The sequence below is a fragment of the Prolixibacteraceae bacterium genome, from assembly GCA_019720755.1.
Lineage (GTDB): Bacteria > Bacteroidota > Bacteroidia > Bacteroidales > Prolixibacteraceae > Halosquirtibacter > Halosquirtibacter laminarini.
This window is the reverse complement of record CP081303.1, coordinates 4,023,192-4,048,219: the sequence shown is the minus strand read 5'-3', so window position 1 is coordinate 4,048,219 and position 25,028 is coordinate 4,023,192. Positions and strand designations below refer to the sequence as shown.

The window sequence follows — 25,028 nt, the reverse complement described above, 5'->3', positions numbered from 1 at the left end:
TCAAGTAAGCAATATCATCTATTGACGAAGTCATTATTTTCCACTATTGTAACCTTATATCCTTCTTGTAGTCTCTCTAGATCCATTATTTAACTAAATGAATATAAGGTTCATATATCATGAACACCTCATATCTCATTCATTATTCACAATTAGTGGTCAAATAGTGAATAGCATTAAACCATCAATTCAATGGATTGTTGAATAGGAGAATAAATGCTGATTTTGATCATGAACAGGAGTTAAAAATTTATCCAAACTCGCAAACGTTTGAAAAAATGTTTTGCAACACATCAAACGTTTGCGGTACCAAAATTCAACCTATCAATGAGTTAAACCGTTTTGATAACCAGATTACGAAACTATTTTTGTATTAAGTAATTATTAATTGACACTCTTTTTTAGAGTGGAATTGAGATCATTGAGACTATAAGTAAACAAGTCTATTCAATTAAATAAACTCCATTAATAGAACATAACATGAGGACAAAACCAAAATTATCTTTTTGGCAAATATGGAATGTCAGCTTTGGATTCTTAGGGATTCAAATGGGATTTGCACTACAAAGTGCGAATGTGAGTAGAATCCTTTCGAATTTAGGTGCAGACCTTCATGCACTTCCTCTATTTTGGCTTGCAGCACCGGTAATGGGATTGATTGTACAACCAATTGTAGGAGCAGCTTCTGATAAAACATGGAATCGTTTTGGTCGTAGAGGACCTTACATTCTTGGAGGAGCTATTGTTGCAACATTATCTATGTGGCTTATGCCTAATGCTTCTTTAGCAGTAAGTATTATTCCCGCTTTGGTATTTGGAGCACTCATGTTTGCTCTTATGGATGGATCATTCAATATTACCATGCAACCATTCCGCGCACTCGTTGCGGATATGGTGTCCGAGGAACAGAGAACATTAGGATACTCGATTCAAAGCTTCTTAATCAATACAGGAGCCGTTATTGGCTCTATCCTTCCTTATGTTTTAACCAATGTTCTAGATGTAGCAAATGAAGCACCTGATGGTGAAGTTCCTGCCTCTGTGATATGGTCATTTTATATTGGTGGAGCAGTGCTTCTTCTTTCTGTTATTTGGACTGTCTTTAGAACTAAAGAGTATGAACCTAAAACATATTGTGAACAAAATGGCCTTGATTATGACCAATGGATCAATGAGCAAAAGGAGAAAAAGAGCCTGAAACAAAGTCTTTCAGATTTTTGGGGGTTAATGAAGAATATGCCTAAAACCATGATGCAACTAGCAGTTGTTCAATTCTTTTCATGGTTTGCTCTATATATCATGTGGGTTTATACAACATCAGCAGTGTCACAACATGTTTGGGGAACACCTATTCATGATTCTAGTTCTAGTGCATTTCAAGAAGCTGGAAACTGGGTAGGGGTAATGTTTGGTGCGTATAGCCTTTTTGCTGCAATTTTCTCTATTCTAATGACAAAAATTGCCAAAGCAATAGGACGTAAAACAACCTATCTTACAAGTCTACTACTTGGTGCGGTTGGCTATATATCAATGTTCTATATCACAACACCAAATGCACTTATATTTTCAATGATTGGTGTTGGTATTGCATGGGCTGCAATTCTTGCAATGCCTTATTCAATATTATCAGAATCACTACCTGCAGACAAAATGGGAGTTTACATGGGAATATTCAATTTCACCATTGCTGGACCTCAAATTATCTCAGGACTACTCGGAGGTGCTATTCTTAGCAGCTTCTTCAACAACCATGCAATCTATATGATGATTGTATGTGGTGTTTCTATGTTATTGGCAGCATTAGCTGTGTGTTTCGTTAAAGTTCCTAAGCAACAAAATTAAAGGGTGAAAAATGGTACAAATTAAAGCTTGTTTATTCGATTTAGATGGTGTTATAGTAGATACTGCAAAGTACCACTACATTGCATGGAAAGAGTTAGCTCAAGAGCTTGGCTTCGACTTTACAGAAGAAGACAATGAGAGACTAAAAGGAGTTAGTAGAATGAGATCTTTAGATATCCTTCTTGAAATTGGGAACAAGTCTCTTTCAGAACAAGAGAAACTACATTATGCAGATAAAAAGAATGTAAACTACGTTTCTTATATCCAGAAAATGGAAGAAGATGAGATCCTTCCAGGTGTAAAAGAGTTCTTAACTTCTTTGCGTGCAAATGGAATTAAAATAGCTCTTGGTTCTGCAAGTAAAAATGCACCTCTTATACTTAATCAAATTGGATTAACATCCTACTTTGATGAGATCGTTGACGGAAATAGCGTATCTAAAGCGAAACCGGATCCTGAAGTATTTACCAAAGGTGCTAACCTACTAAATGTAACCGCTGAAGAGTGTGTTGTTTTCGAAGATGCGGTAGCAGGTATCGAAGCGGCAAAAGCTGGTGGCATGTATTGTATCGGAGTTGGAGAAGAGGAAACACTTTCAGAAGCAGACTTCGTTATTAAAGGTTTTGATGAGATGAGCCTAGATCGTCTAAAGTTCTAAAGATTAAAAAAAGAGATTAAACATATGAAAGATTTTATCATACATGATAACTGGAAAGTAATTGAAGACCAGTATCACCCAGAATGGAATGAAATTAGCGAAAGTTTAATGAGTCTTGGTAATGGACGCATGGGTGGACGTGCAAACTTTGAAGAAAAATTCTCTGGAAAGACACTTCAAGGAAATTATGTAGCAGGTGTTTACTATCCAGACAAAACAAGAGTAGGTTGGTGGAAGAATGGATACCCTGACTATTTCGCTAAAGTTCTTAATGGTGCAAACTGGATTGGTATCGATATCACTGTTGGTGAAGAGGAGTTAGATCTAGCCGAATGCGAAGTTCTTGACTTTCATCGTGAACTAGATATGAAAGAGGGACACCTTGTTCGTCGTTTCACTGCCAAACTTCCTAGTGGAAAAATAGTAGAGGTAAAATCGCAACGTTTCATGAGTATAGTAGACTCTGAAACTGGAGCTATTCGTTACAGTGTGAAAGCCGTAAATTTCCAGGATAAGGTTACAATCAAACCTTATGTGGATTTTGATGTCATGAACAAAGACACCAACTACGATGAGAAGTTCTGGAACGAAGTAGAAAAAGAGGTTTCTAATGGCGAAGGATTTATTACTGCCGAAACAAGAAAGACTCTTTTTCATGTTACCACAGGGATGAAATACCAAATCTTCATCGACGGAGAGAAACAATCTTTTAAAGCGGATCTTGAAGAGCGTGTAAAATATATTTCAAATATCACTTCTTTTGACATTAAAGAGGGGCAGACCATTACAATTGAAAAAATTGGTGTTAACCTTTCTTCTGAATATGCAGAGAAGTCTGATCTAGTGGATCAAGCAAAAGTTTTCTTAAACAAAGCGTTTGAGAAAGGTTTCGATCAAATGTTAGACGAACACAAAAAAGCGTGGGAAGTTAAGTGGGAGACTAGTGATATTATCATTGAAGGAGATGCAGCTGCACAGCAGGGTATTCGATTCAACATCTTCCAACTAAACCAAACATATACTGGAGAAGATCCAAGACTAAACATTGGACCGAAAGGTTTTACAGGAGAGAAATACGGAGGAAGTACCTATTGGGATACAGAAGCATATTGTCTTCCATTCTATCTAGCAACTGCTCCTGAAGAGATCTCTAAGAACTTACTTCTTTATCGCTACAAACACCTAGATAGAGCGATTGAAAATGCTAAGAAGTTAGGATTTAAGAATGGGGCAGCTCTTTACCCAATGGTAACCATGAATGGAGAAGAGTGTCACAACGAGTGGGAGATCACTTTCGAAGAAATCCACCGTAATGGTGCTATTGCATTTGCCATTTATGAGTACATTAGATATACCAATGATTTTGAATATCTTGCTCCTTATGGTTTTGAAGTACTATTAGGAATCTCTCGTTTTTGGACACAGCGTGTGAACTGGTCAAATTACCAGAATAAATATGTGATGCTTGGAGTTACGGGGCCAAACGAGTATGAGAATAATGTGGACAACAACTACCACACAAACCGCTTGGCACAATGGACACTTCAATACACAAGAGAAGCTGTAGCTTACTTGAAAGAGAATCATGCAGCAGAATATGCTTCTCTAAAGGAGAAGTGGAATTTCAACGAAGAAGAAGAAGTTTCGAAATGGACACATATCATCGATAATATGTATTTCCCATATGATGAAACTCGCCAAATATTCTTGCAGCAAGATAACTTCTTGAACAAAGAGATTATCCCAACTGCAGAGATGGGAGCAGAGAATCGTCCTATCAACCAAAAATGGTCATGGGATCGAATCCTTCGCTCTTGTTATATCAAGCAAGCCGATACGCTTCAAAGTTTGTATCTTTTTGAGGATGATTTCGATGTGGAAACAATAAAAAGACACTTTGACTTTTATGAACCAATCACTGTTCATGAATCATCTCTTTCCCCTTGTATCCATAATATCTTAGCCTCTAAGATTGGCAATCAAGAGAAAGCTTATGAGATGTATCTACGTACTGCTCGTTTGGATCTTGATGATTACAACAACGATACAGAAGATGGACTTCACATCACCTCCATGGGAGGTACATGGATGGGATTCGTTATGGGATTCGGTGGTTTCAGAGCAAGAAACAATCGCCTTATATTAAACCCATTCCTTCCTAAAGAGTGGAAAGGATATAGCTTCAAAGTGAATTTCAGAGGTGCACACCTTAAAGTTCAAACTACTCATGATCATACAATCATCGAAAATATTTCTGATGTTGCTTGTGATCTTACCGTTTTTGACAAAGAGTACACTCTAGCAGCGAACGATACAATTAAATTGTAATTATAGTTTTTTAAAGCCCTTCTCTTCTTTGATATAAGAAGAGTAAGGGCTTTCTTTCTCTAAAAATAGACACCATTTACGATGAAAAAAACCATATTATCCATCATTCTATCATTCGTTTTCTGCCTAAATACATTTGCAGCAAAACCGAAGCTTGAACGTATTGAGCCAATGTTTTGGTGGGCAGAGATGCACAACCCTCATCTTCAACTTTTAGTTCACGGACAAGATATTGCACTTACTCAAGTAAGCCTATCATACCCTGGAGTAGAGATAAAGGGAATAACACAACTAGATAGTAAAAATTATCTTTTTGTAGACCTAAACATTTCCAAAGAAGCAAAGCCTGGATTCTTTGATATTGTATTCAAGCAGAAAAAAAGAGTCGTTGCGACTTACCGCTACGAGCTAAAACAACGTGGAGCAAATTCTGCAATGCGTGATGGCTTTAACAAAAGCGATGCACTGTACCTTATTATGCCAGATAGATTTGCCAATGGAGACACATCCAATGACAACATTGACGGCATGAGAGAAAATCACAATCGTAAAAACTCATTAGGACGTCATGGAGGGGATATTGCAGGTATAGAACAACATCTTGACTATATCATCAATCAAGGATATACTGCCATCTGGTTAAATCCAGTACTAGAAAATGATATGCCAGAACAATCATATCATGGATACGCTGTTACAGATTTCTATCAAATTGACCGTCACTACGGTAGCAATGAAGATTACAAAGACTTTGCAGAAAAGGCAAAAGATCAAAATATAAAGCTTATCATGGACATGATTTTCAACCACTGTGGTGCATTCCATTGGTGGATGAATGATCTACCTTCTAAAGATTGGATTAACAATATGCCAGAAGGAGTAGACCTTACAAAGATCGAGTATACGGATGCTGCCATGGAGAAGATGGACAAATCAGCCTTCACCATTACAACACATAGAAAAACAGTCATTGAAGATCCACACGTTGCAAAATCAGACCATGATCATCTTGTAGATGGGTGGTTTGTACCATCAATGCCTGATTTGAATCAAAAGAATCCATACGTTGCACGTTATCTTATTCAAAACTCTATTTGGTGGATTGAATATGCTCACCTTGCAGGAATCAGAATGGACACTTATCCATATCCTGATAAAGAGATGATGGCACAATGGAACAAAGAGGTACTAGAAGCTTATCCTAACTTTACTATTGTTGGAGAAGAGATGTTCTTTGATCCTGCAATTGTTTCATATTGGGAAGGAAAAGAACCAAACCGTGATGGATACACACCTTATTGTCCTTCTATGATGGACTTCCCTCTACAAGGAGCTTTATGCCAAGCGTTCACAGAAGAGGAGGGGTGGGAAAATGGATTAATGAAAATCTATCTTACTCTTGCAAAAGATTTTCTTTATAGCGACCCTTTCAACTTGGTTACATTCCCTGACAATCATGATCTTTCACGTTACTACTCAGTGATGAATAAAGATCTTGATCTTTGGAAAATGGGTATTGCAACAACATTAACCACTAGAGGTATTCCTCAGATTTTTTATGGGACAGAGACTCTAATGGAAGGGTTTGCTCATGATGGACATGGTAAGATGAGAGCCGATTTCCCTGGTGGGTGGAAAGGCGATAAAGTAAATGCCTTTACAGGAGAAGGACTTAATAAAGACCAAATAGAGGCTCAAAAATATATTCGTACCATCTTAAAATGGAGAAAGAATTGTACTCCAATATTAGAAGGAAAATTGAAGCATTACATTCCACAGGATGGAATCTACCTTTACTCACGTTACACCGACAAAGAGAACGTGATTGTTATCTTAAACAAAAACAGGGAAGAAAAAGAGATTGATCCGATGAAATATCAAGAGGTACTTAAAGGATATACAAAAGGGAAGGATATATTCACCAATCAATCTATCAGTATCCAAAAAACTTTTAAAGTAAGAGGAAAGAGTGCTCTTATTCTTGAACTTCATTAACAACAGGAACTTGAGTGATGGCATGTATATCTGTTAGTATATAAATCATCTCAAGTCACCATAGGGGCAGAGGATTTTAATATCCAAAAGGGGGAGGAGAAATCAATTGGTTCATCCTCCCCCTTTTTAGTATCATATAACGATAAGTACGATAATAGGATATAGGAACATTTAAACAGTAGATCACATGAAATATCAAAGATTCCAACTGCTATTAATACTTCTTCTTTTTGTAGGAGTGGAAGCATCAATGGGACAGGTCAGAGATATGAAGGTCGACAAGAATGAAACGTTACACTTCACTCTTCATCAGACTCCAATTCAAATATCTCTTTTTAATAACACCACTGTTGAGATCAAAGCGTTAAACACCAATAAAGTGATTGATACGAAAGCAATTTTTGCAGAAAATCAACACATCCCACATATTAAAAACACCCATTATGGTGCAATCATTGAAGGGACTTATTGGATTGCAAAAGTAAACAAAGAACCATTCTCAATACGATTCTTTAAGAAGCGTGACCTTCTCAATCCGTTTGCGGAAGTAATGAACATTGTTTACAAAGAGGCAAAGCTTCAATATGACCTGAAGGTTAAACCAAACGAACAGATATATGGAGGTGGTGCTAGAGCAATTAGCATGGATCGTCGAGGAGAGACACTAAAACTTCATAACGAACCTCACTACTCCTATGGTTGGGGTGAAAAGAATCTAAACTTTTCACAACCTCTATTCTTCTCATCAAATAACTATAGTATCTTCTACAATAGTGGTGCTACCGGATTTGCTGACATTTGTGATACTAAAAAGAACACTTTATCTATAGGTTCTGGTTATAGTGGAAACGCATTGTACATAACCATTGGAGAAGACCCTAAAGACCTACACCATCAGTTCGCAAAACTGGTTGGCACAGCTCCTTTACCTCCTCGATGGGCCCTAGGAAACCTGATGTCTCGATTTGGGTACACCTCCCAAAGGCAAGCGGAAGAGATGATTGAAAAGATGCAGGCGGAAGAGGTTCCAGTAGATGCTATTATCCTTGATCTTTATTGGTTTGGTTATGGACAGAAAGAATGGAGAATGGGGGACCTGAAGTGGAATACCGATTCATTTCCTACACATCGTAAGATGATTCAAAAGTTTAAGAAAAAAGGCATACAAACCATTCTTATTGCAGAGCCTTTTATTCTTGAATCAACAAAAAGCCACAAAGATGCAGAGAAAGCCAATGCGCTAGGATTAAACAAAGATGGAGATCCATTTATTATTGAAAAGTTTTGGTTTGGCAAAGCCTCTCTTGTCGACATTTTTTCTGATGCAGGGAAAAAGTGGTTTTGGAATAAGTACAATCCTCTTATCAAAGAAGGAGTATCTGCTTGGTGGGGAGACTTAGGAGAACCTGAGATGCACCCTGATGGTATACACTACCAATTAGGTACAACGAATCAAATTCATAACATCTACGGCCATTATTGGAGTAAAATGTTATCAGATGAGTATGCTAAGAACTACCCAAACACCAGACTATTTCACTTAAACAGGGCAGGTTTTGTTGGGACTCAAAGATTCTCTAGCTTCCCATGGTCTGGAGATGTATCACGCAGTTGGAGAGGTTTAAAACCTCAAATACCAATCATGTTAGGTTTAAGTATGGGACAAATTCCTTACGCTAGTTCCGATCTTGGAGGATTCTGTGCAGGGCCACAAAACAATGAATTATACACACGTTGGCTACAGTTTGGTGTATTTAATCCTATATATCGACCCCATGGTGCAGATGTTCCTTCAGAAGTGGTAGAATATCCTGATTCAGTGAAAAGAGTAGTTAAAAAAGCCATTAACCTTAGATATCAACTAATGCCATATAACTATAACCTAACATGGCAACAGACCAAACAAGGAACAGCGCTTGCTTCTCCTTGGTTTTTTGAAAATGATATTCCTAAAGAGATGTGGGATAGAGATGATGTCTATATGTGGGGGCCTAGTTTCTTAGTCTATCCTGTTCTTGAAGAAGGACAAAAGACAAAAGAGATGTTCTTACCAAATGGAATATGGTTCAATTTTTATAACGATGATCGTTATTTAGGAAATAGCAATATTACTTTACCTTTAACATTAGATCATATTCCAGTATTTGTAAAAGCAGGATCATTTATCCCTATGGTAGAATCTTTTCAAAACACACAGCATTATAATACGAAAAAACTTACCATGCACTATTATGCGGATAGGACAGTGGGAGAAAGCACTTATACATGGTTCAATGATGATGGAAAAGGTAAAAATAATCTGCAAAACAATCAATTTGAAACTTTAGATTGTAAGATCAATCAAACAAGTGAAGGGGTTACCTTAGAAACACATCATACTGGAAGTTTATATAATGTGGCTAAATCAAAAACTAGAACAATTCAATGGGTTTTTCACAATGTTGATAACCCTGTTAAAGTACTAATAAACAATCAAGTGATTACGCTACAAAGTGAATATAACTCAGAAGTGAAGACACTAACAATAGAGATCGATCAGAAAGAAAATCAGAAGATCGAATTGAAATATTAAAAATAAAAGAGAGCAAGTCATATACTTGCTCTCTTTATATTTTTAACCAACTAGAATAAAACTCTAATTAAAAGTAATTTCATATTCTTTATCACAAGCTCCATTGCCATAATCAATTCGATAACCAACACTCATTGAGGACTCGACATTTATGACCCCTTGAATAGGGAAAGGACAAGATCTAATTTTTACCACAGGCTCAACAATGGTACGAGAATATTTATTATTATCAGTAGTCATTGTATCAGACCCAGTAGTCTCCATCACATCATCACTCCAAATTAGAGGAGTATCCATTCCTTCAGTCCATCTTGTTAAGTAACTTGCTGTTCGACTAACAAATACAACCCCATTCCTACTAAACAGTAACTGAGATTCCGAAGAGATAACAAGACCACCATAGGTTCCAACTGATACCTCACGATCCACGATCCCCTCTATCATAATATCATTCACTTTAAAGTCATCGTACTCAATCGATCTAAATGAAGATCCATTCGATCCATAATGTGAGACTGTAATCGTAATTTTACCAGACAGTTCTTCTCCCGACTTTAAAGCAACCCCGTTGATATAGTAGACCGTAATACGATATTCAAAAGTATTCGCATCACCTCTTTCAACAGACACAAATGGCATTTTTCCATCTCGATATCGACTCATCCACTTCGTTAGACCTCCTCCATTAGTAGACTTAGTAGCAACATTCTGATTTAGAACATCCACATCTGCTTTTCTCAATGAGTAAACGTCCACCTCCGTGTTCATCACTCTTTCAGATATCTCTACATCCACAGCATCTTCACTACTCATAGCAGTGACTCGTTCTTCATCTATTGGAAGATCTTCTGAGATCTTCTCGCTACAAGAAAAAAGAAACGAGCAAAACAACAACACAACACATGCTCTTTTCATAATTAATATTTTTTGCTACTAGCAAACATATTAAATTATAGTAAAACGCAAATGTCAATTAACAATAATACAATATTATTAACACAGAAAAATTAGAATATTATACCTACTTCTGGGGCAACGATAACATCAACTCTTTTGCCTCCTCAAGCCCTTTAGAACAAGCAGTATTTAATAATTCCATTCCTCTAGAATAGTCTGAATCTGCTACGATGTTATGAATATGTATTTTGGATAGGAGCATCAAAGCTTCCATAGAACCAAGATTGGTTGCTTTTTCAAGATATGAAACAGCCTCTCTATCCTTAAGCTTGTCTCCACACTCTAAAAGAAGAACCGAATAATTATAAAAAGACTCAGTGACATGATATGCTATTGCTTTTTGATAAAAAGATGTGGCCCTATCTAAGTCTACAATCCCAGATTTTCCATAATGATAAATTACTCCAATATTATTATAAGACTCATGGATACCACAACGTATTGCTTCTTGATAATATGTAACAGCATAATCCATATTGGATTGATCCCATAGATCCATTTCGTGCCCGTAAGCTAAGAACCAAGATGCTTTTTGCAGCCCACTATGTAAAGCATTTAGAAACCTCTTTTTTGCACTATTAGGAGACTCATTAAGAAATATTACTCCTAATTGATATTGAGAGACCCCATAGAGTTTCCCTTCAACTTCGCTGAGAAGAGAGATCGCTTTAGACCTATTTTTAACCACTCCTTTTCCATACAAATTGGCCAATGCTAGGAAATACTTACTAAGCATATCTCCCTCTTTAGATGCCCTTCTTAGATACATGAGTGCCTGTGCTCTGTCTTGTTCCACACCACGTCCCATCCAATAATATTGAGATATTTTACGTAGTGCAATCTTATTAGACCGAAGTGCTGCTTTAGAGTAATACTTGAATGCAGTAACCCAAGAACGATCCCCTGCATATCGATCTCCAATATGTTTAATTGCATCAGGATGGTGTAGTTCGGAAGCCAAATCCAAATATCTATAAGCTTCCTCTAGAATACACTTTGACTTAAAATAAAGATACAATTCAAAGGAGGCATCCTTCGAACTCTTACTCGTAGCAAGCTTCAAGGTTTCTATCTTTTTATCACCATCTTTTAAGAGTGTCGTGTAGAGATATAGACTATCACCATCTAGATCCTCTAATACGGGAGATAAAAAAGACTTTGCAATATCCAATTCTCCTAAGGATATATGTTGTTTGGCCATCACAATCGCTGCATCCACATTTCCCAATTTTGCAGCTTGTCTAAACCAATAGCTCGACTTTCGAGGGCTATCTTTCACCAAGATCTTTCCTAATCGATACTGTGCAATAGAGCTAAAATCTGCTGCTTTTTCATACCATTGAACAGCAAGATCACGGGAAACTTCCACCGTGATTCCCTCATCAAAAAATACCCCAACAGGAAGAAAAGCCTCCTTTATCCCTGCTTTTGCAGCCATGAAATAAAGGTCCACCTTTGTTTCAATCGCAATATGATGAACAGAATATGGATGAGAGTCAGCTATTTCGGCTACACGCCAAGCACTATAGGCATCCCCCGTATTTATACACTCCTTGTAACAGTCAACCGCTTCTTCCAACATATTTTGCTCTCGGTAAGCATCTCCAAGTCTAGATATAGCCATTTTGTCGCCTCGTTTAGCCGCAAATCGAAACCATCTATCTGCCTTAGCCATATTCTGTTTTATTCGATATTCTTCTGCAATAAAAATAGCCTTCTCTACAATATCTTTGGAGATAAATTCATTCCATAAGGGCACTTTAAAACGATGTAACTGATGAAAAGCTAAAGCACATATTGCATCGATATATCTCTTCTCCGAAGAAGCATAGAGGTATTCTAAAGCCTTCTTCTCATTCCCTCCATTTATATATTTTAAAGCAGCTAAATAAAGCTTACTCCCATTCTTAAACCACTTCATCTAAATATCCTTAGGTTTATTTGTTTCTAAGCAACATAATTTAATGCATCTAATTGTCTCATCTATTTTATAAATCACTTAAATATGTTACTTTTATGCATTGATATGTATCCTTTGACTGATTTATATACCACTGTTTAAAAATAGTTTAATTAATTAAAAGTCACATATCTTTCTTCAATCTCTAAGTTAAAACAAACTTTATACTATATGGTAAGAAGTATTTTGTTTCACATAAGTCGATGTTTGTTCTTATTTGCAATATCTCTAGTTCTATTTCTTAATATTGCAAAGGCACAAGTACAGGTGGGAGTCACCCCACAGGTCGGAGTCACACACCTTGAAGGGAAGAGTGGTTCTCAGAACAGCAATGGAATTTCTGCAGGGATTGATGGATATATTCAATATGATTTTAAAAGATTATTAAGCCTAAAAGCAGGGATTGGTTTTGATTTCAACCAATATGATATAACTTATAATGGCCCGATTGCTCCAGAATCAAACGAGACATTAAACAGCAGTTTCATCACTATTCCTATTGAACTTGTCATGTCTCCTACAGGCAAGTGGGACATATCAATCGGTGCAGAATATCGGATGTTGTTAAATAACAAAGATATACTCAATAGTGATAAGCTGAAGTACGCTATTAATTTTGGCGTCGCTAAAGATATAGGAACAAGTGCGATTGGGCTAAAACTCAGTTATGGCTTAAATGATTTGGTAGCAAAGAAATCAAAACAAGGATACCAACAATCTTACACTGCAAGACCATTTACGATTAAGTTACTCTACCGCATACCTCTAAAGAGGAGAAAAGAGGATCAAAAATAGGCAACTATTTAAAATAACTTATCGTATTTACAGCTCACTCCACACAACTTTCCAATCAGTTGGTTTTTTGTCTTTAAAAGGAACAATAAAAGCATCTTGAAAACCATGTTCTTTTAATGCTTCAGCTTGCAAAGTTGCCTGTTGAAGTGTTTTATGTTTTCCAATAAAATATCGATATCTGTCATCAATAAATTCATCCACAGATACAAGTTCACTATCTCCAGATAACAACTCATTATTTCTCGTCAGATAAGCTCCTATCTGAATTCTAAAATAAACCTCCGCAAATTGGTGCTCCAAAACCTGTTTGTTCTGTTTATTCACAGGTATTTTATACTGTTCACTAGTCTCCAAATACATTCTAAAAGAATAAATGACAACTCCGGCAACAATGACCAGTAGCACACTTATTGCCATGAATATTTTAGACCTCCGGTATAGTTTCGTATTTTTTGACTTCAATCGAGACATTTCATTCAATATCGCTTTCTCACGGAGTTTTTTTCTTTCCTCGAGAAGCTGTTTCTCCTCTGGTAACATATTCATAAGAGTTTGTTGGTAATGGTAAAGATATAAAATGTATCAAATAGATTCGACTATTAATAACATAATATTGACAATAATCTTTTATCCAAGTATATTTAATGATATCAGCATCTTAATTTAAAAGATGAACATCTATTTCTTGGGTGATATATTTCCCATAAAGGAATTATAATAGCTTTCATATCAATCTACTCTACAATAATTGATAATAATAAAACACAGTGCGAATGATTAATTATAACACATAAACATGGGGCTTCGCACAATAGAAGTTCTCTTGAAATATATATATTAGATACAAAAAAGGTATCTTAAATCTCAGAAAAGAAATAACTCTTGTCATACCAAACACCAACACAGACACCTATAAATCAACACCTTGTACAAATGAATCTATTTAATGAACAAATAGATAATCACTAGATATGCAATTATTTAAATATTCGTATTCATGATTTAACTAATTCTAATAATTAAATAATGAGAACGAAACACATAATAACCTGTCTTCTGCTACTTACAACCATATGGAGGGTAGATGCCAAGGATTACACGATTGGCAACAAGTTTATTCAACGATCATTTGAGCTAAAAGAGGGTATATTCTCCTCAAAAAGTATTCGTAACAAACAGAAAAAAGAGAAGCTAATTACATCCTTAAATTATGACTTCCAACTACGCCTATCTAAAGATGTAGATATAGATAGTGAAGATACCTTTCTGACGAACAAAGACTTTATATGCGATAATATTGTGAAAGAGGACAAGTATACTCTCACGGCCTATTTGAAAAACGAAGAGCATGGTCTAGAGATCGAAATACACTATAATGTAAGCAAAGAAGATCCTTTTATTCGAAAATATCTTAAGATCAAAACAACCAAAGAGATTACTCTTGAAAGAATAGACGTAGATATTCTGAAAAACAAAGATATATTTCAGCCCTACAAAGAGAGAAAAATTACATCTCTTGCACCGGCACAATGGAAGCCTGGCTTAGGACAACCATTATACGCTAAAAAGACAGGACTATTTTTAGGAGTAGAGTTCCCTGCATCCTATAACTTTGTTCAAAATACGAATGCATATTGTGGATATCTTCAAGGGAAAGTACTTCATAAAAACACAACCTACACCAGTTATAAAGCCGTGATAGGCTCGGCATCTAAAGATGTTACACTACAACGTGCTTTCTTCGCATATATCGATAAGAGTGGTTCGAAACCAAAATCGATCCGTCATACCAAAGATCGACATATTCTTATTCAATAAGTCCCAAGGCTGTATCCAAGCAACAAAGGATAACGCCTTATCTATTTTAGAATCAGATTGTATCGAGATGTAAGAGTCTTCTCCATTAAACAGATATTCAGTACTATTGTCTTCATTTACTACTTCCTGAACCTTGTGAAGAACAACCCGATTACTTGGACTAATGTTACTAGTTTGCGCATTAAGGAGTGTAGGGCATACTTGTAATATCATGACTAAAACACAACAATACACTAAATGAGCTACTCGTATTATTTTATATTTATCACGCGATTCAGTTACCATTTATGTTAAAAGATAAAGAGATATCAAAAATGAACTCCCTTTAAAAGTTTGAAACTTTGAAAGGCAAGCTGCGAGATAAAAATAAAGAACAAATAGGAAAATAGAGACAAATATACAATCAATATTATAAGAACTGAAGATATAATTTATTCAAAGAAACATTACAATAGATGGCTCCTTGTTGCTCCATACCATCACTTCTCACGTTATACTTGAGTCTTTTAGAGGTTGTTGAGTAAACTCAAAACAGAAGTAGGATAAGCAATCTCGATCTTTTCTTTCAATATCTCAATACAGTCAAAGGCATCAAGATACATTGGGTATGGAACAAAGGGGATTTAAAGGCTCTATTATCCATCCTTCATTCGAGTTTCGTTCATGGTTCAGCCACCGAATCGATGGAGAATCGATGGACAAACCATGGACAAAGGATGAACAAACCATGGACAAACCCACTATCAAACAAGAAAGAAGTAGTATTTAGAGAGGTCATTTTGTTTGCATAAAACCACCACAACGTCCATACAACTCAAATCTAAATGGATCGCACTTGTTTATTAGAGGCATTGAAGTCGATGATTTCAAGAAAATTGAATCAAAAAAAGGGAAACCAGAAAACTGATCTCCCTATATTGTAATATTGTATTATTCAAATGGTTATAACAATCCACTTCTTTTCAAAAGAGCATCCACAGAAGGCTCAGATCCTTTGAAATCAATATATAGTTTCATTGGATGTTCTGTACCACCTTTTTCAAGAATAGTAGATCTAAAGCGAGATGCTGTCTCTTTGTTGAAAAGACCTTCTTCTTTGAATACATTAAAAGCATCCGCATCTAAGACCTCAGCCCATTTGTATCCATAGTATCCAGAAGCATAACCACCTGCAAAGATATGACCAAAAGCAGTACTAAAACAGCTACCTTTGATAGAAGGGAACAGCTCCATTGGAGACATTGCTCTGTCTTCCATCTCTTTTACATCTCCAGAAAAAGGTTCTGTAATAGAGTGCCAATTCATATCGTTCATACCAAAGCTAAGTTGTCTTTCAGACAAATAACCAGCAAGGTAATTTTGAGATCTGATCAATTTTTTCACTAACTCTGCTGGAATTTTTTCTCCAGTTTGGTAGTGAACTGCAAAAAGATCTAACCACTCTTTCTCTGGTCCCCAGTTCTCTAGTACTTGAGATGGAAGCTCTACGAAGTCACGGTATACACTAGTACCTGATAGTGCATCATAAGTTGTGTTTGCAAACATACCATGTAGACCATGTCCAAATTCGTGAAGGAAAGTGGTCACTTCTCTAAAAGTCAAAAGAGAAGGAGTGTCCTTTGTAGGTTTTGTGAAGTTTGTAACCAAAGACACAAATGGAATCACACGTTTTCCATTTTCGATTTTCTCATCACGATAAGTGGTCATCCAAGCACCAGAGCTCTTGCTCTTACGAGGGAAGAAATCTAGGTAAAGGATAGCCAACAACGAACCATCTTTATCATATACCTCATAAGAGTCTACTTCAGGATGGTATTTATCAATGGTATTATTCTTTTTGAAAGTGATTCCATACAACTTATTAGCAAGTGTGAACACACCCTCTTTTACTTTAGATAATTCGAAGTAAGGTTTAATATCTTGTTCATTGAAACCATACTTCTCTTGCATCAACTTTTCTGTGTAATAAGACCAGTCCCATCTTTGTAACTCCCCATTGAAACCACTCTTCTTAGCAAAAGCCAACACCTCTTGATACTCTTTTTGGGCAGCAGGCTTCGACTTCTCATGAAGTTGATTCAAGAAGCTCATCACTTTTTCTGGACTTTCAGCCATACGACGCTCTAATTGGAACGAAGCATAGTTCTCATAGCCTAAGAGTTTTGCTTTCTCAAGTCTTAAGTTCACCATGTTACGAATCACTTCCGTATTGTTATATTCATTGTCATGATATGCCAATGAAGTATACATACGATACAGTTTTTCTCTCAACTCACGGTTGTCAGCATACTTTAAGAAAGGACCAACAGAAGGACCATGCATCGTAAATAACCAACCTTCTTTTCCAGCCTCTTTTGCTGCTTCAGCTGCAGCATCTTTAGCAAACTGAGGTAAACCATCTAGTGCCCCTTCGTCTTCCACCAACATAGAATATTCATTGGTTTCATGAAGATCATTTTGACCGAATTTTAGACTATTTTCAGAAAGTGATTTATTCACTTCAGCAAAAAGTAATTTTGCTTTTTCATCTAATTCTGCACCACTACGAACAAAGCCAATGTAAGTATCTTCTAGAAGCTTTTTTTGTTCATCATTTAGATTTCCTGGATTTTCATAAACAGCTTTTACTCTTTTAAAAAGATCCTCATTTAAGCTTCTATAGCTATTAAAATCAGATAAAAGAGGGTTTATATCTTTCAAGAAACCTTGTAATTCAGGAGAAGTATTTGAACTATCTAAATTATAAGCAATAGATAAAATACGACCCAGTCTTTCTCCTGAGTTAGATAATGCAACAATTGTATTCTCAAAAGTAGGATTCTCTTTAGAGTTAATTATTGCATCTACCTCTTCTTTTGCCTCTTTAATGGCAATATCAAAAGCAGGACGATAATGTTCTGGTTTGATCTTAGAAAAAGGTGGGGTTTGATAAGGAGTTGTCCATGTTTCTAACAACGGATTGTCCAAACTTTGTTTTTTTTCAGTACATGCACTCATGCTTAAAAGGATCAATGCACCTGCTAGTAGTTTCGATTTCATAAGTATTTACTTTTTAAAAAAAGAGATTCTAAAATTACACTTATATGACAAAATCTATATGACTTTAGTTACAACTTAGCAGGTTAATTTATTATTTCTTTCGTTTTATATTCTTTTTCTTTTGAACGCTATGTCCAAAACGACCTAATCCTTCACCTAAAGCGAAGTAGTGCCCATGCGAATAGGCTATAGGCTCTGCCTTAGAGAGATCGAAGCTACCAGTCTCTGGATCGAGGTAAGCCTCATCGGCGACCACATTCACCACATCTGCAATAAACATATCATGAGAGCCTAACGAGACAATCTCTTTCACTTTACATTCAATAGAGATAGGAGACTCCTTCACTATTGGGGCTTTAACCTGTTCCCCTGCAATTGGAGTCAAGCCAGTCTCTTTAAATTTATTGAAATCTTTACCTGACTTAACACCACACCAATCTGTCTCTTTCGCCATAGACTTGGTTGTTAAATTAATAACAAACTCACCAGATTCTTTTATCAAATCATAGCTATGACGTTCTGGTCGAACAGAAATATAGACCATAGGAGGGTTTGTACATACTGTTCCTGTCCAAGATATGGTGATTAAATTATAGTTCTCTTCGTTCCATCCGCATGATATAAGTGCAGCTGGAAGTGGATAAACCATATTTCCAGGTTTCCAATTTACTTTTCCCATATGACAAAACTCATTTTTATTCAGAACTCAAAGATAATGAAATCAGGCCCCTTAATTTGTTAAAATGCAAAAATACAGAGAGAAAGAATTAATATTTATTGAAAAATACTTACCAATAGATAAACAGAAAAATATTTTTTTTTGTTTTTTTGCATTCACCTATATACATATATGTGTTTCACATGAAAAAACTGAATATTCAATTGAGTAGACACTTCACATTTATTTTTACCGCACTGTTTTTATCCATTCTATTTTGTTTTCAAGGTTACGCACAAAAAAAAGCTAGAAAACCAAAAAATAGGATCAAGATTAATGGGGTCGTAAAAGATGCTAGAACAAAGGAGGTTATCCCTTTTGTAAACATGATGATCAAAGGCAAAATGACAGGTACAACAACGGACCTGGATGGAAATTTCTTATTAACTAATTTATCAACTAAAGATACAATACTAGTATCTGCAATAGGCTATGATAAGAGGGAGCTTATTGTAAAATACATGTTTGGTAAATACATTGGTAAGAAGTTTATAATAAAGCTAACACCTGATGTTACAGAACTTTCTGAGGTGAAGATATTACCAAGAGAGAACCCGGCTTTCCGTATTGTAAGAAATATTAGCGATAATAGGTCTAAAAACAATCCAGATAGATTTGAGAGTGCAGAGTATAATACTTATACAAAAATGACTGCCACCTTAACAAATCTTTCTAAGATTATTAGAAAAAACCCTCTGTTTAAGAATCATCCTGGTGTATTCATCCAGAGTAAAGATTCAACAAAGTCAGACCAATTACCTATTCTTTTTATGGAAAGAATAACCCATGATGTCAAACAAAAGAATCCTTATATTGACTATTCTAAAGAGTTAGATCAGAAAAAGCGAGCGATTGGATTTCTTGAAGAAGCAGATATCAGTGGTTATGCGGAACAGATGACTGCAAGGGTCAATTTCTACGATCGCTTTATCGAACTTTTTGGAAAATCTTTTGCAAGTCCTGTACGCAAAAGAGGTCTGATGTACTATCGTTATCTAATCACGGATAGTCTATTTACCGATGATGGATGGGAGTATACAGTCTCCTTTAGACCAAAAAATAAGCTTGAGGCTCTTTTTACAGGACACTTTAAGGTAAGAGAAGATTCGTGGGCATTAATGGAAATTGAAGCGAAATTACCTGATGAAGCACAGATTAACTTTGTAAATAAACTACAGTTTAAGCAAAAGTTCCAATTTATAAATGATTCTACTCTATTTTGGAAAAATAATGTGATTGAAGCGGATTTCGAGTTCTTAGATGAAGAGAAGAATTTCCTTGCTCCCAAAGAGAAGGTACACTTGAAGCAACTTAGTGATTATAGCAATGTGAAGATACATTATAATAAACTAAATCCTGGAGAGGCTGGAAATGATTTTAAGACGGTAAAGGCAGTACCACACAAAACAGATATTTCCTTTGATCACTTCAGGCCAGAAGAGTTAGACGAAGTAGAATTACAAGTGACGGAGGCATTAGATTCTTTAAACAATCATTGGGCTGTTAAATTAGGAGATGCAATCACAAAGATGGTGGTTACGGGGTATGTAGAAGGAAAATATGTTGACTACGGACCCTATACAGATTGGCTCATGAAGAACAAAGTGGAAGGACTTAGAATAAATGCCAATGTTAGAACTAGTGAGGGGTTGATTAAAAACACAGAACTTACTGGTCAAGTTGGATACGGTTTTAAAGACAATGACTTTAAGTATACATTTGGTGCAAAATATAGAACAAGCAAGGATCACTGGAGATTTCTTACCTTTAAGTACCGAGATGATTTTAGTAAAGTTGGTGACAACGGGAGTATAAAAATGCTAAGAGAAAATACAGAGAATACAGGAGAACAGAGTCTACTATATTCACTCATTGCAAGAAAAGATATCGATAAATTAGTAAGAGATCAGTCTGTTTCTGTTGGCCTGATTCATGAGTGGAAAGAGGGGGTAACATCGACATTAGATCTATCCCATCATAAAGTATATTCAGGGATGTATATTCCATTTGAACAAAATGGAGTACCTGTTTCCTATTATAAAAACAACGAAGTATCCTTAACAACAAGGTTTAGCTGGGATGAGAAGTTGGATCAAACCTACTTTAGAAGATACTACGTTGGGTCGTTGTATCCCATTATTAATGTAAAACTTACTGCAGGTAACTACGATATTGATTCTGACAAAGGAAACTATTATAAAGTGAGGGCAACATGGAAACATAAGTTCAATATTGGTCTTACAAAACTAAAGTATGTAGCAGAAGCGGGGTATCAATTTGGAAAAGTTCCTTTCACGCTGCTTGAAGTACACCGTGCAAATCAAACGTATGGTCTTGCTAGATATAACTATAACACCATGAATGACATGGAGTTTGCTAGTACTCAGTTTGCTAGTCTATTCTTAGACTATAATCTAAATGGATTGGTTTTTAAACACATTCCTCTGATCAAAAGGTGGGACTGGAGAGAGTCATTCTCTGCAAAAATTCTTCAAGGACGATTAGATAAGAACCAGATTGTAGGTCTTGACATGCCAACATACATGCATTCATTAGATAACAAACCATTTATTGAGTTTGGTGCGGGTATTAGTAACATCTTTCAATTCCTTAGAATTGAAACAATTTATAGAGCGACACATCAATTGGAGGTCAGTAAGGATAACTTCGGTTTCCGATTTAGAGCCGAAATTACCTTCTAATAATAAAATATTTCAGGATATGAACTAAAATTCATATCCTGAATCTTATTGAATTTACAAGTAATTCAGTTCCACTTCCCCATAAGATCAGCCTGATCTAGTAGGATTTCAAAAGACTCCTTTAGAACTCCTAGTTTACACAAATACACTCACTCTCTATCTACTGGGACACAAAACATTGAACACAGAATACAGTCTCTAAATGAGGTATTTATCTTGTTTTTTTAGTATCTTAAGACATCCACTTACAGAAATTCAAAACAGGATAACCTATGAAAGAGAAAGTGAAAGGTTTGCTAAAAAAAAGTACTCTTTTAGAAGTAAAAGAGCCTGAAAGTCAATGTATCAATGGGCCAATTGAATCATACTTTGGAGGAGTGCCTTATATGGGTGAGTCGTTTGAATGGCCTTACTCTGAAGATGGCGATCCATTGGTATTTGTTTTACAGGTAGTAAAGACCGAAGAGAATGTATTACCAAAAGGTGCAGAATTAATTCAGTTCTTTCTGAATACCAAAAGTATTAGTTCCATGAGAAACTCCGTCTGTATATATTTAAGCACAGATATAAGCAAATCAGAATGGTACTATCAAGAGGTTCCCAAAGAGGTCAAGATACATCCATTTTGTCCAATTCAATCTCATCCAATACTATCATTACCTGATTGGGAAACCATTCATCGATACTATGAAGCGCAATATGATGAGACCTTGGAGCTAGACAAAGAGGAGTATGATAGCATATGTAGAGATTTGGGGGTTACCACTAAGATGGCATCTCAACTAGGAGGCTATCCTCAATGGTTGCAAGGAGATGAAGCACCCGAAAATACAGATTTGTTGTTACAAATCGACTCAGAAGAGTATCCTGAGTTTCATTGGGTAGATATGGGGTTGATCTATCTATTCCTAGATCATGACCAAGAACACATTCACTCTAGGCTTCAATTCATGTAACTCAGAAATCCTCAAAGAGTACAATGAGGCTAGATTATCCCATATTCTAGGTTTTATCTGTGACATTTGTCACAGATAAACCATGTAATTGATACACAGAGAACTAAGAGTACTCATAAATTTTGAATAGAACTTAACACACCCTATATTTGCTGTCGTCAAACAAATTATTCTTATATAGAAAATGAAGTACCTTATTATTGGAGGTGTTGCAGGTGGAGCAACTACAGCAGCACGATTAAGAAGAGTTGATGAAAAAAGTGAAATCATCATGTTGGAAAAAGGACCGCACATCTCCTATGCGAACTGCGGACTTCCATACTATATTGGTGGTGTCATCAAAGATAGAAGCAAATTACTAGTTCAAACACCTGAGAGTTTTGGAAAAAGGTTTAATATTGACGTTAGAATTTATTCGGAGGCGATCGAAATTGATAGTGAGCAAAAAAACGTCACTGTTCTAAACCATCAAACAGAAGAGAAATATACGCTTTCATACGATAAACTTGTTTTATCTCCAGGAGCAAAACCTATTGTACCTCCAATCCCAGGTATCAATAGTCCTAAAATATTAACCCTACGAAATGTAGTGGATACAGATAGAATTAAAGAATTTGTTGATAAAGTAGCTCCTAAAAAAGCCGTCGTTATTGGCGCTGGTTTTATAGGGCTTGAAATGGCTGAAAACCTCCATCATAGAGGTATCCATGTTTCTGTTGTAGAGGCAGCACCACAGGTGATGAACATGATTGACCCAGAGATGGCTTCGGTAATTCACCAACATTTTAAGGAGCAAGAGGTAGGTCTTATCCTAAATGATGCCGTTACTTCATTCGAAGAGATAAACAATGAGGTACACATCACACTGAAAAGTGGACGCAAATTGGTTGCTGATTTAGCAATATTGTCTATTGGGGTTCGACCTGATACCACTTTAGCCCAAAAAGCTGGCATCGAGATAGGAACAACAGGAGGAGTTAAGGTAGACCAATATCTAGAAACTTCGAAAAAAGATATCTACGCTCTTGGGGATAGCATGGAGTTTCCACACCCTATTACCAACAAACCGACTATCGCTTATCTTGCAGGTCCTGCAAACAAACAGGGAAGATTGCTTGCCGATAATATAGTTTATGGACACAATAGAGCATATAAAGGAGCCATAGGTACTGCCATAGCTAAAGTATTCGATCTTACAGTTGCAACTACTGGATTAAGTGAAAAACAACTTGTTAAAGAGGGTATCGACTATAAGGTTTCCATCACGATCAATGGTTCTCATGCTGGGTACTATCCTGGTGCAACACAGATGACGACTAAAATTGTATTCTCTCCTAAGGATGGTAAAATATATGGTGCTCAAATTGTAGGTGAAAAAGGGGTTGACAAACGCATGGATATGCTTGCAACCATTATTGGTATGAGAGGAAACATATACGATCTGCAAGAGATTGAACATGCATATGCTCCACCATTCTCTTCTGCAAAAGATCCTGTAAACCAAGTAGCATTTAATGCGGAGAATATATTAAAAGGGTTATCTAATCATATTTCTCCATATGATATGAACAATCGAAATGAGGAGGTCTTTGTTTTGGATGTACGTACCCCTATGGAGTTTGAGCTTGGACATATCAAAGGAGCAACCCAAGTTGAAGTAGACGAACTTCGAAATAATCTTGACCGTATCCCTAAAGACAAGACTATCTTCCTATACTGTGGAATTGGACTACGTGGATATGTTGCGACTCGAATCCTTCTTCAAGAGGGTTATAAACATGTTTATAACCTATCGGGAGGATACAAATTGTATCAGTCAGCCACTGATAATCAAGAGAATCCAATCTTAATAGAGAATCCAAACAACAACAATCTGGAAAGTAAAGTAAATAAGACAGATAATATGCACACTGTTGACGCGACAGGATTACAATGCCCTGGACCAATCGCATTGTTAAAAGAAGAGATGGATAAAATTTCTACCAATGCAGTGATGGAAATTACTGCCACAGATATGGGATTTTATCGTGATGTGGAGAGCTGGTGTAATGTGACAGGAAACACATTGATCCAGAAAGAGAAGAAAGAGGGAGTCATCACAGCGCAAATCATGAAGAGTGCGAATAATGATGGTTTCTCTGTAACCTCTAATGGAGATGACAAAACAATCGTTATTTTTAGTGATGATCTTGATAAAGCATTGGCAAGCTTTGTTATTGCAAATGGTGCTGCTGCAATGGGTAAGAAAGTAACCATGTTCTTTACATTTTGGGGATTAAATGTGATAAAAAGTCCTAAAGCCCCTAAAGTAAAGAAAGATCTTATGGGACGTATGTTTGGATTTATGATGCCTAAGAGTTCGAAGGCGCTTCAGTTATCTAAGATGAGCATGATGGGAATGGGTTCTAAGATGATGAGATACCGTATGGCTTCTAAGAAAGTGGATGCACTCGAAACGATGATTGGTAAAGCAAAACTTGCTGGAGTTACCCTTATCGGATGTCAAATGAGTATGGATGTAATGGGCGTAGATGCAAAAGAGTTTATTTCTGGTGTCGAAGTAGGGGGAGTAGCAAACTACCTTGAAGCAGCAGAGAATGCAAATGTCAACCTATTTATATAATCTATGATATTCATTTTATCTATGTAATCTTACAGGATAAATAATACAATTTTATAAAGCAGAAA

16 protein-coding genes are annotated in these 25,028 nt (G+C 36.2%); 11 read left to right on the top strand and 5 right to left on the bottom strand.

The window, feature by feature from the left end; genetic code table 11:
- Positions 1-480 precede the first annotated feature (480 nt).
- The 5 genes from K4L44_16075 to K4L44_16055 all read left to right on the top strand — a co-directional run bounded on the left by K4L44_16075 (position 481) and on the right by K4L44_16055 (position 9,395).
- Positions 481-1,842, top strand: a complete 1,362-nt coding sequence (locus tag K4L44_16075; GenBank protein ID QZE14024.1) for an MFS transporter — start codon at positions 481-483, stop codon at positions 1,840-1,842.
- Between the two features lie 10 nt (positions 1,843-1,852).
- The gene (gene pgmB, locus K4L44_16070; protein ID QZE14023.1) at positions 1,853-2,500 is read left to right on the top strand and encodes a beta-phosphoglucomutase; all 648 of its coding nucleotides are present in this window, start codon (positions 1,853-1,855) and stop codon (positions 2,498-2,500) included.
- A gap of 24 nt (positions 2,501-2,524) precedes the next feature.
- Entirely contained in the window at positions 2,525-4,828 is a 2,304-nt protein-coding gene (locus K4L44_16065) for a glycoside hydrolase family 65 protein (protein QZE14022.1), read from the top strand.
- 81 nt (positions 4,829-4,909) lie between these two features.
- Entirely contained in the window at positions 4,910-6,823 is a 1,914-nt protein-coding gene (locus tag K4L44_16060; GenBank protein QZE14021.1) for a glycoside hydrolase family 13 protein, read from the top strand.
- 187 nt (positions 6,824-7,010) lie between these two features.
- Positions 7,011-9,395, top strand: a complete 2,385-nt coding sequence (locus K4L44_16055; protein QZE14020.1) for a DUF5110 domain-containing protein — start codon at positions 7,011-7,013, stop codon at positions 9,393-9,395.
- 63 nt (positions 9,396-9,458) lie between these two features.
- Here the strand turns inward: K4L44_16055 and K4L44_16050 are convergent, their stop codons facing one another.
- Together K4L44_16050 and K4L44_16045 are read right to left on the bottom strand one after the other, a co-directional pair.
- Complete coding sequence (locus K4L44_16050) at positions 9,459-10,310, bottom strand: hypothetical protein (protein ID QZE14019.1); 852 nt, start codon at positions 10,308-10,310, stop codon at positions 9,459-9,461.
- Between the two features lie 106 nt (positions 10,311-10,416).
- Positions 10,417-12,273 (bottom strand): hypothetical protein, encoded by a 1,857-nt coding sequence (locus K4L44_16045; protein ID QZE14018.1) that lies wholly within the window; start codon positions 12,271-12,273, stop codon positions 10,417-10,419.
- 210 nt (positions 12,274-12,483) lie between these two features.
- On the opposite strand from K4L44_16045, the gene K4L44_16040 reads away from it, so the two are divergent.
- Complete coding sequence (locus K4L44_16040; GenBank protein QZE14017.1) at positions 12,484-13,107, top strand: hypothetical protein; 624 nt, start codon at positions 12,484-12,486, stop codon at positions 13,105-13,107.
- A gap of 27 nt (positions 13,108-13,134) precedes the next feature.
- Here the strand turns inward: K4L44_16040 and K4L44_16035 are convergent, their stop codons facing one another.
- Entirely contained in the window at positions 13,135-13,653 is a 519-nt protein-coding gene (locus K4L44_16035; GenBank protein QZE14016.1) for a hypothetical protein, read from the bottom strand.
- Positions 13,654-14,133: 480 nt separating this feature from the next.
- Between K4L44_16035 and K4L44_16030 the strand changes: the two genes are divergently transcribed.
- The gene (locus tag K4L44_16030) at positions 14,134-14,925 is read left to right on the top strand and encodes a hypothetical protein (protein QZE14015.1); all 792 of its coding nucleotides are present in this window, start codon (positions 14,134-14,136) and stop codon (positions 14,923-14,925) included.
- A gap of 607 nt (positions 14,926-15,532) precedes the next feature.
- Positions 15,533-15,694, top strand: a complete 162-nt coding sequence (locus K4L44_16025; GenBank protein QZE14014.1) for a hypothetical protein — start codon at positions 15,533-15,535, stop codon at positions 15,692-15,694.
- A 173-nt stretch (positions 15,695-15,867) separates the two neighbouring features.
- Here the strand turns inward: K4L44_16025 and K4L44_16020 are convergent, their stop codons facing one another.
- On the bottom strand, positions 15,868-17,922 hold the full coding sequence (locus tag K4L44_16020) for a M3 family metallopeptidase (GenBank protein QZE16024.1): 2,055 nt from the start codon (positions 17,920-17,922) through the stop codon (positions 15,868-15,870).
- A 133-nt stretch (positions 17,923-18,055) separates the two neighbouring features.
- Complete coding sequence (locus K4L44_16015) at positions 18,056-18,643, bottom strand: flavin reductase family protein (GenBank protein ID QZE14013.1); 588 nt, start codon at positions 18,641-18,643, stop codon at positions 18,056-18,058.
- 182 nt (positions 18,644-18,825) lie between these two features.
- Between K4L44_16015 and K4L44_16010 the strand changes: the two genes are divergently transcribed.
- The 3 genes from K4L44_16010 to K4L44_16000 all read left to right on the top strand — a co-directional run bounded on the left by K4L44_16010 (position 18,826) and on the right by K4L44_16000 (position 24,963).
- A complete protein-coding gene (locus K4L44_16010) occupies positions 18,826-21,384 on the top strand; it encodes a DUF5686 and carboxypeptidase regulatory-like domain-containing protein (protein QZE14012.1) in 2,559 nt (852 codons plus the stop codon).
- Between the two features lie 272 nt (positions 21,385-21,656).
- Positions 21,657-22,340 (top strand): DUF1963 domain-containing protein, encoded by a 684-nt coding sequence (locus K4L44_16005; protein QZE14011.1) that lies wholly within the window; start codon positions 21,657-21,659, stop codon positions 22,338-22,340.
- A gap of 184 nt (positions 22,341-22,524) precedes the next feature.
- Positions 22,525-24,963, top strand: a complete 2,439-nt coding sequence (locus K4L44_16000; GenBank protein QZE14010.1) for an FAD-dependent oxidoreductase — start codon at positions 22,525-22,527, stop codon at positions 24,961-24,963.
- The last annotated feature ends 65 nt before the right edge of the window (positions 24,964-25,028 follow it).